This is a genomic window from Rhodococcus triatomae, from assembly GCF_014217785.1.
In the GTDB taxonomy this organism is placed as follows: domain Bacteria; phylum Actinomycetota; class Actinomycetes; order Mycobacteriales; family Mycobacteriaceae; genus Rhodococcus_F; species Rhodococcus_F triatomae.
Genome location: NZ_CP048814.1, coordinates 2,840,859 through 2,854,149 on the forward strand (window position 1 = coordinate 2,840,859; position 13,291 = coordinate 2,854,149).

Consider the following 13,291-nt stretch of genomic DNA (forward strand, 5'->3'; position numbering starts at 1 on the left):
CCACAGGATGCGCTCGAACGCGCGGTAGGCACTCTGACGTGCCGTGGCATCCACGCAGTATCGGCGCATGAGCGAACAGTTGCCCATCGGGAACGGTGTGTTCCGGAGAAGCCAGGCGCTGGCCGAGGGCTGGGCCGATCACGAGATCCGCGGACTCTCCCGGAGTGGCCGAATCCGCAGGCTGGGACGCGGTGCGTACGTGGACGAGGACACCATCGAGAGCGCCGACGATGCCGGACGTCACCGCCTGCAGATCGAGGCACTGGCTCCGGTCCTGGCTCCCGACGCTGCGTTCAGCCACCAGAGCGCCGCGGTTCTGTACGGATTGCCGCTGTGGTCGACTCCGCTCGACCGCGTGCACGTGACCCGCGATCGGGCCGGACGGGGAAGGACGCGGCGCGCGGCGTTCGTCCACGGCTCGCCGCTGCACGGCTCCGTGGCCGAGGTGGACGGCTTCCGCGTCACCGATCCGGCGCGCACCGTCGTCGACCTCGCGTGCACGCTGCCGTTCGAAGCGGCGATCGTCGCCGGGGATGCCGCCCTGAGGCACCGTGCACTCGAACCGGGTCACCTCGACCTCGAACTCCTCCGTGCGGCGGGACGTCACGGAATCGCCGCCGCACGACGGGCCGTATCGGCGATGGACGGCGACAGCGAGAGTGTCGGTGAATCGCGGAGCCGAGCCTTCTTCCACGAGCAGGGTCTCCCGATTCCGTTGCTGCAGGGAGAAGTTCGCGATCGAAAGGGTCGACTGGTCGGCCGGGTCGACTTCCTGTGGGACGAGGAACGGGTGATCGGAGAGTTCGACGGCCGGGTCAAGTACGGTCGGCTCCTGCGCCCCGGTCAGGAACCTGGTGACGTGGTGTACGCGGAGAAGCTGCGTGAGGAAGCCTTGCGGGATCTCGGCTTGCGCGTCGTCCGGTGGGCATGGGCCGACCTGTCCAGGCCGCGGATGCTCGCCGAACGTATCCGGCACGCGCTCACCCATCCGTACCGGTGAGCGTTGCACCCTGATCAGCCGCTTGCACCCCCAGTTGCGGACAACTGGGGGTGCAAGGAGCGCGAGGAGGTGCAGGCGCGGCTCGGGTGAGACGGATCAGGCGAGCGCGCGCGCCATTCCCCGCTCGACCGACTCGATCAGCTCGGTGCGCAGGGTCTCGGCCGGAACGATCCGGTGCACCGAGCCGACGCGGAGAGCGCGCTCGATGTCGTGGATGCCCTCGAACTCGGCGGCCACTTCGCCGAGTTTGTCCGAACGGACGGCGATGCGCAGCGATTCCAGTTCGACGCGGAGCCGGGCCTGCTCGGCCTCGTCGGTAGCCGCGGCGAGTGCCGTCTCGAGCTCCCGCACCGCCGGGTCGGCATCGGTGCGGGCATTGACGTCCCTGGTGAAGACGACCGCGGCGGCGGGGGCACCGCCCAGCACCGAGGCGTACGAGCCCTCGACGGCGAGCACCTCCATGTTCTCGTTGAGCGCACCGGAGAACACGACGAACGCGCCGCCGTGGTACCGGGAGATCACGCAGAAGACGATCGGGCCGTCGAAATTGACGATGGCCCGGCCGATCTCGGCGCCGTACTCGAGCTGCCAGGTGCGCATCGACTCGGGCGAGCCGTCGAATCCGGACAGGTTGGCCAGCACGACCACCGGGCGGTTCCCGCTCGCGGCGTTGATCGCGCGCGCCGTCTTCTTGGACGACTTGGGGAACAAGGTGCCCGACGTCCACTGGTCCGGACCGTCCGCCGGGAACTGGCCCTTTCGTGCGATGGCCCGGGACTCGATCCCGATGATGCTCACCGGGTAGCCGCCGAGATGGGCGTCGAAGACCACCGAGGTGTCGGCGTCGGCCATGTCGGCCCAGCGCTCGAGGACGCCGTGGTCCTGGTCCACCACCGCGCGCATCACCGACCGGATGTCGAACGGCTTCTTCCGATCCGGGTTGGTCTCCGCCGAGAACACGTCGCCCACGGTGGTGAAGTCGCTCGCCGGGTGCACGTGCGGGAAGGTGCGCACGTCCCGGTCGATCGGGTCGGACGACGGGGCCCGGCGCGGGAAGCGTTCTCCGGGAGCGAGATACGAGTGCGCATAGTGCCCGAACAGCACCTCCACGGCGGTCGCCATGTCCGGGGCCCAGTACTGGGCCTGGCCGTTGGGGCCCATCACCCGGTCGTAGCCGCCGATGCCGAAGTTGTCCTCCGCGGACACCCCGCCGGCGTAGTCGAGCGAGTTCTTGCCGGTGAGCACCATCGCACTGTCCGGGGTCATCACCAGGATGCCCTTGGTGTGCATGAGCATCGTCGCCTCGGCGTTCCAGTACGGCTGCGCGCCGACGGTGATGCCGGCGACGACGATGTTGATCTCGCCGCCACCCTGGGTGAACGTGATGATCCGGCGCAGCCCGCGTGAGACCCAGTCCATGTTCTCGGTGCCGCGTTCCATGGAGATCTCGGCACCGGACGACAGCGCGAACCATTCGACCGGGACGCCCAGTTCCTCGGCGAGATCGATCGCGGCGACGATGCGCGACGCCTCCGGCTGGGCCACCGAACCGAGCGCCTTCGTCGGATCACCGAACAGTGCCACCCGGGTCATGCCTTCGGGATGGAGCGCGGTGGGGGTGGTGACCACGCCCGTGATGATGCCTGCCGTGTTCTTTCCGTACGGGCGGTCGACCGGTACCAGGGCACCCTGCTCGTCCAGATCGTGCTCGACGAACCGGCCGCCCTTGCCGGTGAGGAGCGGGATCAGCTCGTACGGGTAGACGGTGCCCCGCGCGCGGGAGCGCTGGACCTTCTGCGTGTAGTTGTCCAGCGGCGCCATCGGCTCGGCCGGCGGATCGGTGACGTCGACGACGACACCGGCCCCCGAGCGATAGGAGAAGCGCAGTGCCAGATCGCGGGCCTCGCTGCCGGGTTCGGCCAGTCGCGCCATGATGATGATCTGTTCGAGACCCGCGCCCACGGTGAGTGGGGCGACGTTTCGGGCGATCACGGACAGCCGCTCCGCGGACAACTCCACCGTCGGCCAGGCGTAGAGCACCACGCGGTTGGCGTCGAGCCGGCGCTTGCGCCCCCGGCCCGCGTTGGCCCGCCGGATGCTGTCGAGGCACGCCGCGAGTGTCCGCTCGATCGACGGGAACCCGACGATCCGGTCTCCGTCCAGTTGCGGTGTGGCGTCGTGGATCTCGGCGAAGGCGATGAGCCGTTCGTCCGTCGGGTTCTCCTTGGCGACGAGGTGGAACAGGTAGGTGTCCGTCGCCGCGGGCAGCCGGGTGCCGTCGAAGTTGGACAGGCGCCAGAGGTCAAGGCGTTGCCCGGTGAGCGGGTGGATGTCGCGGATCGACAGGTCCTCGACCGGACCGTTCTCGGTACGACGGAACGTCGTCGTGCGCACGTCGGCGCCGGTGCTGTCGAACACGGACACCGTTACGCGGCGGCACCCGGTGACGAACTCGCGGGCGAACAACGCCGACTGCAGGCTCCGTGCCAACTCGTCCGGGTCCGCCGGGGCGTCGTCCCAGGTGAGATACAGGTCGAGGACCACGGTTCCGGGATCGGCGACCGAGGCGCCGACATGCTCGACCGCGTCCAGGCTGGTGGCCAGTTCGGCGTGGGTGCCGGCCGTGGAGATCAGATTCAGCTGATCGCCGCGCAACTCGAACCGGCCGGTGACGAAGGGATGTCCGTGATGATCGGTGAGCTTGACGTCGGTGAGATCCCGGATCCGGTAGTGCCGCCGGGTGACCACCTCGAGCAGGGTGCCGAGTTCGCCGTCGGACTGAGAGATCTTGCGTGCCAACAGGTCGAGGAGAGACTCCGGCGTGGCGACCAGCGCTTCGATCCGCTGGTGATGGTCGGCCGCGTCGGGGCGCTCGGCCAGATAGGCGAGGCTGCCGCGCACGGAGTCGTAGATCTGTTCCCGGTTGGCTCGCACGCGCGGCTCGTCGAACACCCGGTAGCGAAGGTTGCGGGCGACGTCACCGATGGCTGGGAAGCGGGCCTGGGTGGCGACGACGAGCCGGTCCAGCACGTCGCCGAGTTCCGCCGACGCGGATGCGGTCACGGCGGATGCGGTGAGCCAGCGTTCGAGCAGCGTGGCCACGACGGGGATCTGGTTCTCGATGCGCTGCTGCGCGAGGAAGATGCGGTAGACCGCCTCCTCCACCTCGCGGTTTCGCTCCAGCTCGGTGACGTCGTAGTGGACGAGAGCACGGGACAGCTTGGCGCGGAACGAGTCCGGAAGCGCTTCGCGTTCGGCGTCGAGCGAATGCAGGTAGGTGTGGAAGTGCTCGCGCGGGCTGTGTACTCGCTCGTCCCCGTCCTCGCCGACGGTCGGGCGGTTGCGGGACAGCTCGCAGACGTCGGCGAACGCGGTGAGCAGATCGAGCTCCGCCTGGACGAGATCCACGTCGTTGCAGGCCAATTGGCCACGCAGATGTTCGTAGTCGGCGAGCAGGGCACGGGTGCGGGTACCGCTCACGTCGTAGCCGGTGACGACGGCACGCAGGGAGCCGAGCCGGTCGAGTGCCTCGAGGCGCACGTCCGGATCGCCGGTGGCTGCGCTGGGGGTGGGGATCCCGAACTCGACGCGGGCCGTCGTGGTGGCCGCGGCCTCCTCGGCGGCCTCGTCGACCCGCAGTAGCGCGGCCCCGGCGTCCACCTGGGAGTTGACCGTGGCGAGCACCTCGCGCACCGTCCCCGCCTGGGGGGCGCGGATCGCGGTTTCCATCTTCATCGACTCGAGCACGACGAGGATCGATCCGGCCTCCACCTCGTCGCCGACGGCGACCGGGACGGACACCACGACGGCGGGAGCCGGGGCGCGCACCACGCCGGCCTCGTCCTGGCTGATCTGGTGACTGATGCCGTCCACCTCGACGAGGTGATAGGCGGGCCCGGCGACGGAAACCACGTGGAAGCGGCGCTCGCCCAGGGTGAGCCGACTCTGGAACTCCCCGAGCCGGTCGATCTCCACGTCGAGAGGCCCGCAGTCGCCGTCGAGGTGGTAGCTGTGCGGGCCGACCTGCCCGACCACCAGTTTGTACGGCTGGCCCTGGTAGCTGAGCTCGATGGTGCGGCCGATGGCATGGCTGGCGCGGGGGCGGCCGCCGCGGGCGGAGGCGATGAAGTTGCTGCGCTCGCGGGCCTCCTCCGTGTCGTAGACGTCGATTGCGGCGGCGAGGAGGGCGATGTCGGCGGTGCGGCTGGGGCCGGTCGCGGTGCCGACGCCGGTGCGGTCGAGCCAGCCGGTGTCGGCGGTGGCGTCGACGACCTCGTCGCGATCGAGCAGTTCGAGCAGGAAGGACTTGGTGGTGGTGCCGCCGTCGAGGACGACGGTGGTCTCGCGCAGTGCGGTGCGGAGCCGGGCCAGTGCCTCGGATCGGTCCCGTCCCCAGGCGATGATCTTGGCGACCATCGAGTCGTAGTCGGGCGGGATGACGTCACCCGAGTCGATGCCGGTGTCCACTCGGAGACCGGAGCCGAGCGGGAACTTGAGCAGCTGCACCGTGCCGGGCGCCGGAGCGAACCCGTTGTCGGCGTCCTCGGCGTTGAGCCGGGCCTCGACGGCGTGGCCGAACTCGGGCGGGCACTCGCCGGGAAGCGGGAGCCCGGCGGCGACCTGGATCTGCAGCTTCACCAGGTCGATGCCCGTGGTCGCCTCGGTGATCGGATGCTCGACCTGCAGCCGGGTGTTGACCTCGAGGAACGTGAAGATCTTCTGTTCCGGCTGGTAGAGGTACTCGACGGTGGCGGCGCCCTGGTAGTCGGCGGCGCGGACGAGCTCGGCGGAGACGGTCCGCAGGTGGTCGGACTGCTCGCGGGTGAGCAGCGGCGAGCTCGACTCCTCGATGACCTTCTGGTTCTTGCGCTGGATCGAGCAGTCCCGAACGCCCGGTGCCCACACGTTGCCGTGGGCGTCCGCGATGACCTGGACCTCGACGTGGCGGGCCTCGGTGACGAGGCGTTCGATGAACACCACCGGGTCGCCGAAGGAACGCTCGGCCTCGCCCTGGGTGCGTTCGAGCGAGAGCTCGAGCTCGTCCTCCGACCACACCTTGCGGATGCCGCGTCCGCCGCCGCCGCTGCGGGCCTTGATGATGAGCGGGTAGCCGATGGCATGGGCGTGCCGGCGGGCGTCGGCGCGGGTCTCGACGGGACCGCCGGACCAGGGTGCGACGGGGACGCCCACCTTCTCGGCGAGAAGTTTCGCCTCGACCTTGTCGCCCAGCAGGCGCATCGCCTCCGGGCTCGGGCCGATGAACGTGATGCCCAGCGAGCGCACCATGTCCGCGAAGCTCGGGTCCTCGGCGACGAAGCCCCAGCCGACCCAGATCGCGTCGGCGCGCGCCTCGCGCAGTGCCCGTCCGAGCTCGGCATGGTCCAGATAGGGGCTGGCCGCCGACGTGCGGCGGAGTGTGACGGACTCGTCCGCCTGGCGCACGAACATCGCCCGGCGCTCGGCCTCGGTGTGCAGCGCGATCGTGGTGATCGCGCCGGCGCCGACCCTCTCGGCGTTCAGTTCGCGTACGGCTCGGATCAGCCGCACCGCGGCCTCGCCGCGATTGACCACTGCTATGCGCTTGAACATTCCGTCTTGTCTTCCGTTTCTCCGAGGTATCCCCCACACAACCCACGGCAGCGGTGCCGCCGTGGGTACGACGGCCTGAGGCCGGCCCGATCGGTCCCGTGTTCCCGGCACGGGGCCTCGTCAGCGGATGACGACGGCTTCGGTCTCGGCTACCGCGTGTGTATCGCGCCGGGCGGTTGCGGGATTACGCGTCAGCTCCTCGTACCGCCTCGACCGAAGGCAAGCATGCATTATTTCAGAGCCGCTGTCATGTTCTTCATGCGGTGGGCGGCCCGGGAAATCGTGAATGTCGCTGTCGCAGTGAATGTCTGTGTGCCGCAACAATTTCGTGAGAAGTTACGGATCCGGAGCTTACCGGTGAGTAATGAAAACGGGCTACCGACGAGTACGAACTCTGATACTCGTCGGTAGCCCGATTTCGATTCTTCGGTGAGAAATGATGTAACTGTCGGTACCGCTTGACAGGTGGGTGGTGTCTCAGCTTCGCGGTGCGAGTTCTTCCTCGGTGAGCCCGGGTTCGACCTCGAGGTCGATGGTGCGGCGCAACGGGCGGTTGGGCAGGAGTGCGACCGCGATCGCGGCGATCACGGCGAAGCCGGCCGCGATGAGGAAGATCCGCCCGGTCGCATCCCCGTAGGCGGCCCGGATCACCAGTTGGATCGGCTCCGGCAGCGATCCGATGTCCAGGTTGCCGCCGGCCGCGGACCCGCCCGTGTCGATGCCGATGGCGGCGAAGCCCTGGGCCGACAGGTCGGCGACCCGGGTCGCGAGGACGGACCCGAGGACGGAGACGCCGATGGCACCGCCGAAGGTTCGGAAGAAGGCGACCGAACTCGACGCCGCGCCGATGTTCTGCACGCTCACGGTGTTCTGCACGGCGAGCACCAGGTTCTGCATGAGCGAGCCCATGCCGAGGCCGACGATCGCCATGTAGACGCCCACCGGGACCAGGCCGGTCTCGTGGTCGAGCGTGCCGAGCAGGGCGAAGCCGATGATGAGCAGGATCGATCCGCCGACGACGAACGGCTTCCACTTGCCGAATCGGGTGATGAGCTGACCCGAGACGACCGACCCGACGAGCATGCCGGCCACCATCGGAATGGTGAGCATGCCTGCCGCCGTCGGGCTGTACCCCCGGGCGGTCTGGAAGTACTGGCCGAGGAACGTGGTGGCACCGAACATGCCGATGCCGACGGCGACGGACGCGATGATCGCGAGCCCGGTGGTGCGCTCGGTGACGATCTTCAGCGGGATGATCGGATCCTTGGCCTTCGATTCGACCAGGACGGTGAGGGCGAGCAGCGCGAGTCCGGTGATCACGAGGATCGCCGACTGCGCGGACATCCAGGCGTAGTAGTCGGCCTTGCCCGCGAAGGAGACCCAGATGAGCAGCACCGAGACGCCCGCGGTGAGCAGGGCCGCGCCGAGCCAGTCGATCGAGACGTCCGACTTGCGTTCGGTGTCGAGGTGCAGGGTGCGCTGGAGCAGGACGAGCGCGACGACGGCGAGCGGCACGCAGACGAAGAACGTCCACCGCCAGCCGAGTGGGCTGTCGACGATGACGCCGCCGAGGATCGGGCCGCCGGACATGGACACGGCCATGACGGCGCCCATGTACCCGGAGTACCGGCCGCGTTCGCGGGGCGAGACGATGCTGCCGATGATCGCGACCACGAGCGCGGTGAGTCCGCCCATGCCGATGCCCTGGATGACGCGGGCGACGAGGAGGACGGGCACGTTGTGCGCGAAGCCGGCGACGATCGATCCGACGACGAAGATGATCAGCGAGAGCTGGACCAGCAGTTTCTTGTTGAACAGGTCGGCGAGCTTGCCCCAGATGGGCGTGGAGGCCGCGTTCGCGAGCAGTGCGGTCGTGATCACCCAGGCGTAGGCGGTCTGGGACCCCTGGAGGTCGCCGATGATGGTGGGCAGCGCCGTGGCGACGATCGTGGTGCTGAGCAGGGCCGTGAACAGTCCGGCGAGCAGGCCGACGAGGGCTTCGAGGATCTGGCGGTGGGTCATGCCGGATTCCGGTGCGGTGGGTGCCGCGGAGTCGGTGTGTGTCATGCGTGTGGTGTTCCTGTCGATGAAAACGTGGCCCCCGAGGAGGCCGTGGGGCTCGAGGACGGCGCCGGGGAGGGCGTGGATCGCGGTTGCCGCTCGGTCAAGGTTTCCCTGAGCCGGCGGACGGAGATCGCCGCGGCGGCGGCGTCCTCCTCGGTCCATCCGTCGAGGAGCGATTGAAGTTGTGAGGCGCGCGCGGCCTTGATCTCCCGAATGTAGGAGCAGCCCTGTTCGGACACGTCGATCCGGAACGCGCGTCCGTCCGACGGGTCCGGTCGGCGTTCCACGAGTCCGAGGTCGACCAACTCGGCGATCTGCCTGCTGAGCGAGGACTGGCTGACGTAGAGCTCCGATGCGAGCTCGTTCTGCCGGCATTCGCCGTGGCCGGCGAGGACGAACAGCACGCCGTTCAAGGCGGGCGGGAGCGAACCGCTCTCGCCCGCATTGAGGGCGTCGCGCAGGGCGCGGCCGAAGAGGAAGATCTCGTCGACGAGATCCTCGGAAGTGGGTCGGGTGACGGACACGGTGGCCTCGAATGGAGAGAAGAGACTTACTTAACGAACACAACTATATAGATGGTTGCCGCAAGTAAACAACTCGTAAGGGGCGGTGCAAGCCCTCGTCACAGCTCGCTACGGGCGATCGGTGCCCGTCCGGGCGGCTGCCGCACCGGCGAGATCGGTGGCAGATCCGGGATCGGCATCCGCTCGGGTGCCGCCCCCAGCTTGAAGTCCGTGCCGTGGTGCACCAGCCGCATCGGGGCACCCGACCGCAGGTGGTACGTGGCCTCCTCCTTGCCGATGTCGACCCGCACCTCACGCCCGCGCAGCCGCAGGTTGAAGCTGATCCGGGTCAGCCGTGGCGGCAGCCGGGGCGCGAACTCCACCCGGTCGCCGCAGTCCCGCATCCCGCCGAACCCCGCCACGCAGGCCATCCATGCGCCCGCGAGCGAGGCGATGTGCAGCCCGTTCCGGACGTTGTCGTGCAGATCGTGCAGATCGGTCAACGCCGCTTCCGCGAGATAGTCGTACGCGAGTTCCATGTGGCCGACCTCGGCCGCCATCACCGCCTGCACGCAGGCCGAGAGCGACGAGTCCCGCACCGTCAGGGCCTCGTAGTAGGCGAAGTTCGCCGCCTTCTGCTCGTAGCTGAAGGCGTCGCCGCGCACATACATCGCGAGCACCAGGTCGGCCTGCTTGACCAGCTGTTTCCGGTAGAGATCGAAGTACGGGTAGTGGAGCAGCAGCGGGTAGTTCTCCGCGGGTGTCCCGGCGAAGTCCCACTCCGCGTGGTGGGTGAACCCGTCCGACTGGGGGTGCACCCCGAGTGCCTCGTCGTACGGGATGCGCATGTGCTCGGCGGCAGCCCGCCAGCGTGCCGCCTCCTCCTCGGTGACGTCCAGATACCGGGCGACGGCCGGATAGCGCTCGCAGTATCGGGCCGCCTCGATCAGGTTCTGCTGCGCCATGAGGTTCGTGTAGACGTTGTTGTCGGTGATCGCGCTGTACTCGTCCGGCCCGGTCACCCCGTCGATACGGAACTCTCCGTGTGCATCGTGATGTCCGAGCGAGATCCACAGTCGCGCCGTCTCCACCAGCAGCTCTATGCCACACTCCTCGGCGAACTGCTCGTCGTCGGTGGCGGCCAGGTACCGGGCGGTCGCGTTCGCCACGTCCGCGTTGACGTGGAATGCCGCGGTGCCGGCGGGCCAATAGCCCGAACACTCGTCACCGTTGATCGAGCGCCACGGGAACATCGCCCCGGCCTGCCCGAGCTGGCGGGCGCGCGCCCGCGCCTTGTCGAGGGTGCGGTACCGCCACATCAGCGCGTCCCGCGCCGCATCGGGAAGGGTGTAGGTGAGCAACGGGAGCACGAACATCTCGGTGTCCCAGAAGGCGTGCCCGTCGTAGCCGGGGCCGGTGAGACCCTTCGCCGGGATGGCGCGGGTCTCGCCGCGCGCCCCGGCCTGGATCACGTGGAACAGGGCGAACCGGATTGCCTGCTGCAGTTCGGTGTCGCCGTCGATCTCGACGTCCGCGACCGACCAGAAGTGGTCGAGGAACTCGCGCTGGCGGTGCGCCAGTGTGTCCCAGCCCGTCTCCACCGCCTGGGCCAGTGCCGCGTCCACCTGCGCCTGCAGCGCGGGGGAGGACCGCTGGGCGGACCAGCCGTAGGCCACGTACTTGGTCAGCCGCAGTTTTCCGTCGGCGGGAAGGTCGACGGCGATGGTGAGCCGGGCGAGGTCGCCCTCGGCCTGGATCCGGCACTGCGCCGCCTCCAGGGGTTCGACCTGGTGATCCATCGCCGCGGCCATCCGCAGCCCGGACGAACGGGTGTGATGGGCGAGCGTCGCGCGCATGTCGCTCGCGGACGCCGCGTCCGCCACCAGCGGATCGTCGAGGGCGGCCGCCACCCGGGGATCCTTCGTTGCGGACTCGATCGGCTCGTTGGCGAGCAGATCCGACTGCACCACCAGTTCGACCTCGCCGTCGAGCGGTTCCACCTCGTACCGGATCGCGACCAGGGCGCGGGAGGTGAACGACACCAGCCGTTCGGAGGTGATCCGCACCCGGCGGCCGGTGGGGGACTCCCACTCGGTGACCCGCCGCAGCGTCCCGGCCCGGAAATCCAGGGTGCGCTCGTGGAAGAGCGCCGTGCCGTAACGCATGTCGAGGGGCTCGTCGTCGACGAGGAGCCGGATGATGGAGCCGTCGGTGACGTTGACGACGGTCTGCCCGTCCTCGGGGTAGCCGTACCCGGCCTCGGCGTACGGCAGGGGCCGGCGTTCGTAGAACCCGTTGAGGTAGGTGCCGGGCAGGCCGCGCGGTTCGCCCTCCTCGAAGGTGCCGCGCATCCCGATGTGGCCGTTGGACAGGGCGAACGTGGACTCGGTGCGATGGAGTTCGTGGAGGTCCAGGCCGCGCCAGCGCAACCGCCACGGCGCGATCTCGTAGCCCTTCTCCTCGTCCTCGCTCACGGCGTCATCAACTCCTCGAGGTCGCTCACCACGACGTCGGCGCCGTGGGTGCGCAGCGCCGAGGCCTGACCGACGCGGTCCACGCCGACGACCAGGCCGAAACTGCCCGCGCGTCCGGCTTCGACGCCCGAGATCGCGTCCTCGAAAACTGCTGCCCCCGAGGGGCTCACGGCAAGTGCCTCGGCCGCGGCGAGGTAGGAGTCCGGTGCGGGCTTACCGCGGAGCCCGCGATCCCGGATCACCACCCCGTCGATACGCACGTGCACGTAGCGGCTCAGGCCCGCGGCGTCGAGCACCGCCTTGCCGTTGGCCGACGAGGTGACGACACCGATCTTCAGGCCTGCCTCGTACACGGCGCTGAGGTAGCGCACCGACCCCGGGTACGGACTGACGCCCTCCTGGTCGATGACGGCGAGCAGCAGATTGTTCTTGCGATTGCCCAGGCCGTTGACGGTCTCGGCGCCGTGGGGATCGTTGTGTCCACCTTCCGGCAGGGTGATGCCCCTCGAGGAGAGGAACGACCGGACACCGTCCGCTCGCGGCTTGCCGTCGACGTAGGAGAGGTAGTCGGCATCGGTGAACGGCGCGAAATGCGTACCCTCCCTGGTGCGCAGGAAATCGTCGAAAGTGCGCTTCCACGCCTTCCGATGGAGTACCTCCGTGCTCGTCAACACTCCGTCGAGATCGAACAAACACGCCGAGATCGAATCGGGCAGACCTATCACGATTTCGACGCTACCGCTCCGATCGACGGTTCCGCTGAATCTCCGGATCTCGGGTCGGTCACCGAGTGTCCGTGTCGCCGCCGGGCGGGCGTGGGAGGAAACATTTCCTTTCGCGTCCGCGTTCGGGGCGGTGCCGGTATCGTCCCATTCAGTCGGCAAGTCGCGGGGTTGCCGGTCGGGACCGATTCGGGACATGAATGTGCTTGCGGCACTGCCATGTCCGCTCGAAATCCGAACGTGATGTTCCACACGTTGGATCCCGGACGGCGACCATCCGCCCGGTCCTACTCCACGACAAGGGACGCGTCATGACCACCGACCAACTCACTCGCGAACGAAGCCGCCGGAAGCGGCGCGCGATACTGGCCTCCGGACTCGTCCTCGGAGTCGGGGCCGTCGTCACACTCGCTGCCTGGAACGACTCGGTCTGGGGCGACGCCACCTTCGGCACCGGCGACCAATCCTGGAACATGCAGGGAAGCGTCGACGGAGGCACGAGCTGGCACGAGTTCCAGATCCAGGCGGACGCCGGCTCCATGCAGTTCGACCTGGGAGCGATCGACCCGGGGTCGCTCACACCCGGAGACTCGGTCCACGCCCTGTTCGGTCTGCGCGAAACCGAGGGGCACCTCGGTTCCACGGTCACCGTCGCCTCGCCGGTCGTGGACGGCGCGAACACGCTGGCCCAGGCCCTCGACGTCACGGTGTACGACCACGGGTCCACCAATCCCGGTGCGTGCACGGGCACCGGCGGCACTCAGATCGTCACCGGAAAGCTGGCAACGGTCGGGGCATCGACACCGTTCACCATGGCGGCAGGCGCCGACAACTGGCTCTGCTACACGGTGACGCTCCCCGCGGGTACCAATCCGTCCGGCCTCGCCCAGACGGTGGACGCGGCGTGGGAGATGCAGGCGACCAGCGACTGACACGCGG

General features: G+C 68.8%; 7 protein-coding genes. 2 read left to right on the forward strand and 5 right to left on the reverse strand.

From position 1 onward, the window contains the following. Positions 1-67: 67 nt before the first annotated feature. Positions 68-1,000 (forward strand): type IV toxin-antitoxin system AbiEi family antitoxin domain-containing protein, encoded by a 933-nt coding sequence (locus tag G4H71_RS13390; protein ID WP_072737245.1) that lies wholly within the window; start codon positions 68-70, stop codon positions 998-1,000. Positions 1,001-1,096: 96 nt separating this feature from the next. Here G4H71_RS13390 and G4H71_RS13395 read toward each other — a convergent pair whose 3' ends face one another. From G4H71_RS13395 to G4H71_RS13415, 5 genes are all read right to left on the reverse strand, one after another. Beyond that, the gene (locus G4H71_RS13395) at positions 1,097-6,589 is read right to left on the reverse strand and encodes an ATP-binding protein (RefSeq protein ID WP_074700622.1); all 5,493 of its coding nucleotides are present in this window, start codon (positions 6,587-6,589) and stop codon (positions 1,097-1,099) included. A gap of 477 nt (positions 6,590-7,066) precedes the next feature. Beyond that, a complete protein-coding gene (locus G4H71_RS13400) occupies positions 7,067-8,737 on the reverse strand; it encodes an MDR family MFS transporter (protein ID WP_083343018.1) in 1,671 nt (556 codons plus the stop codon). Then, entirely contained in the window at positions 8,653-9,177 is a 525-nt protein-coding gene (locus G4H71_RS13405) for a MarR family winged helix-turn-helix transcriptional regulator (RefSeq protein WP_072740206.1), read from the reverse strand. The genes G4H71_RS13400 and G4H71_RS13405 overlap by 85 nt, the downstream gene beginning before the upstream one ends. Before the next feature lie 98 nt (positions 9,178-9,275). Further along, positions 9,276-11,630: a glycoside hydrolase family 65 protein gene (locus G4H71_RS13410; RefSeq protein ID WP_072740205.1), complete on the reverse strand. Its 2,355-nt coding sequence runs from the start codon at positions 11,628-11,630 to the stop codon at positions 9,276-9,278. Next, positions 11,627-12,352, reverse strand: coding sequence for an HAD family hydrolase (locus tag G4H71_RS13415; RefSeq protein ID WP_083343019.1), 726 nt, complete (start codon positions 12,350-12,352; stop codon positions 11,627-11,629). The genes G4H71_RS13410 and G4H71_RS13415 overlap by 4 nt, the downstream gene beginning before the upstream one ends. 311 nt (positions 12,353-12,663) lie before the next feature. On the opposite strand from G4H71_RS13415, the gene G4H71_RS13420 reads away from it, so the two are divergent. Beyond that, the gene (locus G4H71_RS13420) at positions 12,664-13,284 is read left to right on the forward strand and encodes a SipW-dependent-type signal peptide-containing protein (protein WP_072740204.1); all 621 of its coding nucleotides are present in this window, start codon (positions 12,664-12,666) and stop codon (positions 13,282-13,284) included. Positions 13,285-13,291: the final 7 nt, after the last annotated feature.

Bases quoted from the DNA above. Each gene is read 5' to 3' on its own strand.
- G4H71_RS13390 (WP_072737245.1), top strand. From the start codon at position 68: ATGAGCGAACAGTTGCCCATCGGGAACGGTGTGTTCCGGAGAAGCCAG.
- G4H71_RS13395 (WP_074700622.1), bottom strand. From the start codon at position 6,589: ATGTTCAAGCGCATAGCAGTGGTCAATCGCGGCGAGGCCGCGGTGCGG.
- G4H71_RS13420 (WP_072740204.1), top strand. From the start codon at position 12,664: ATGACCACCGACCAACTCACTCGCGAACGAAGCCGCCGGAAGCGGCGC.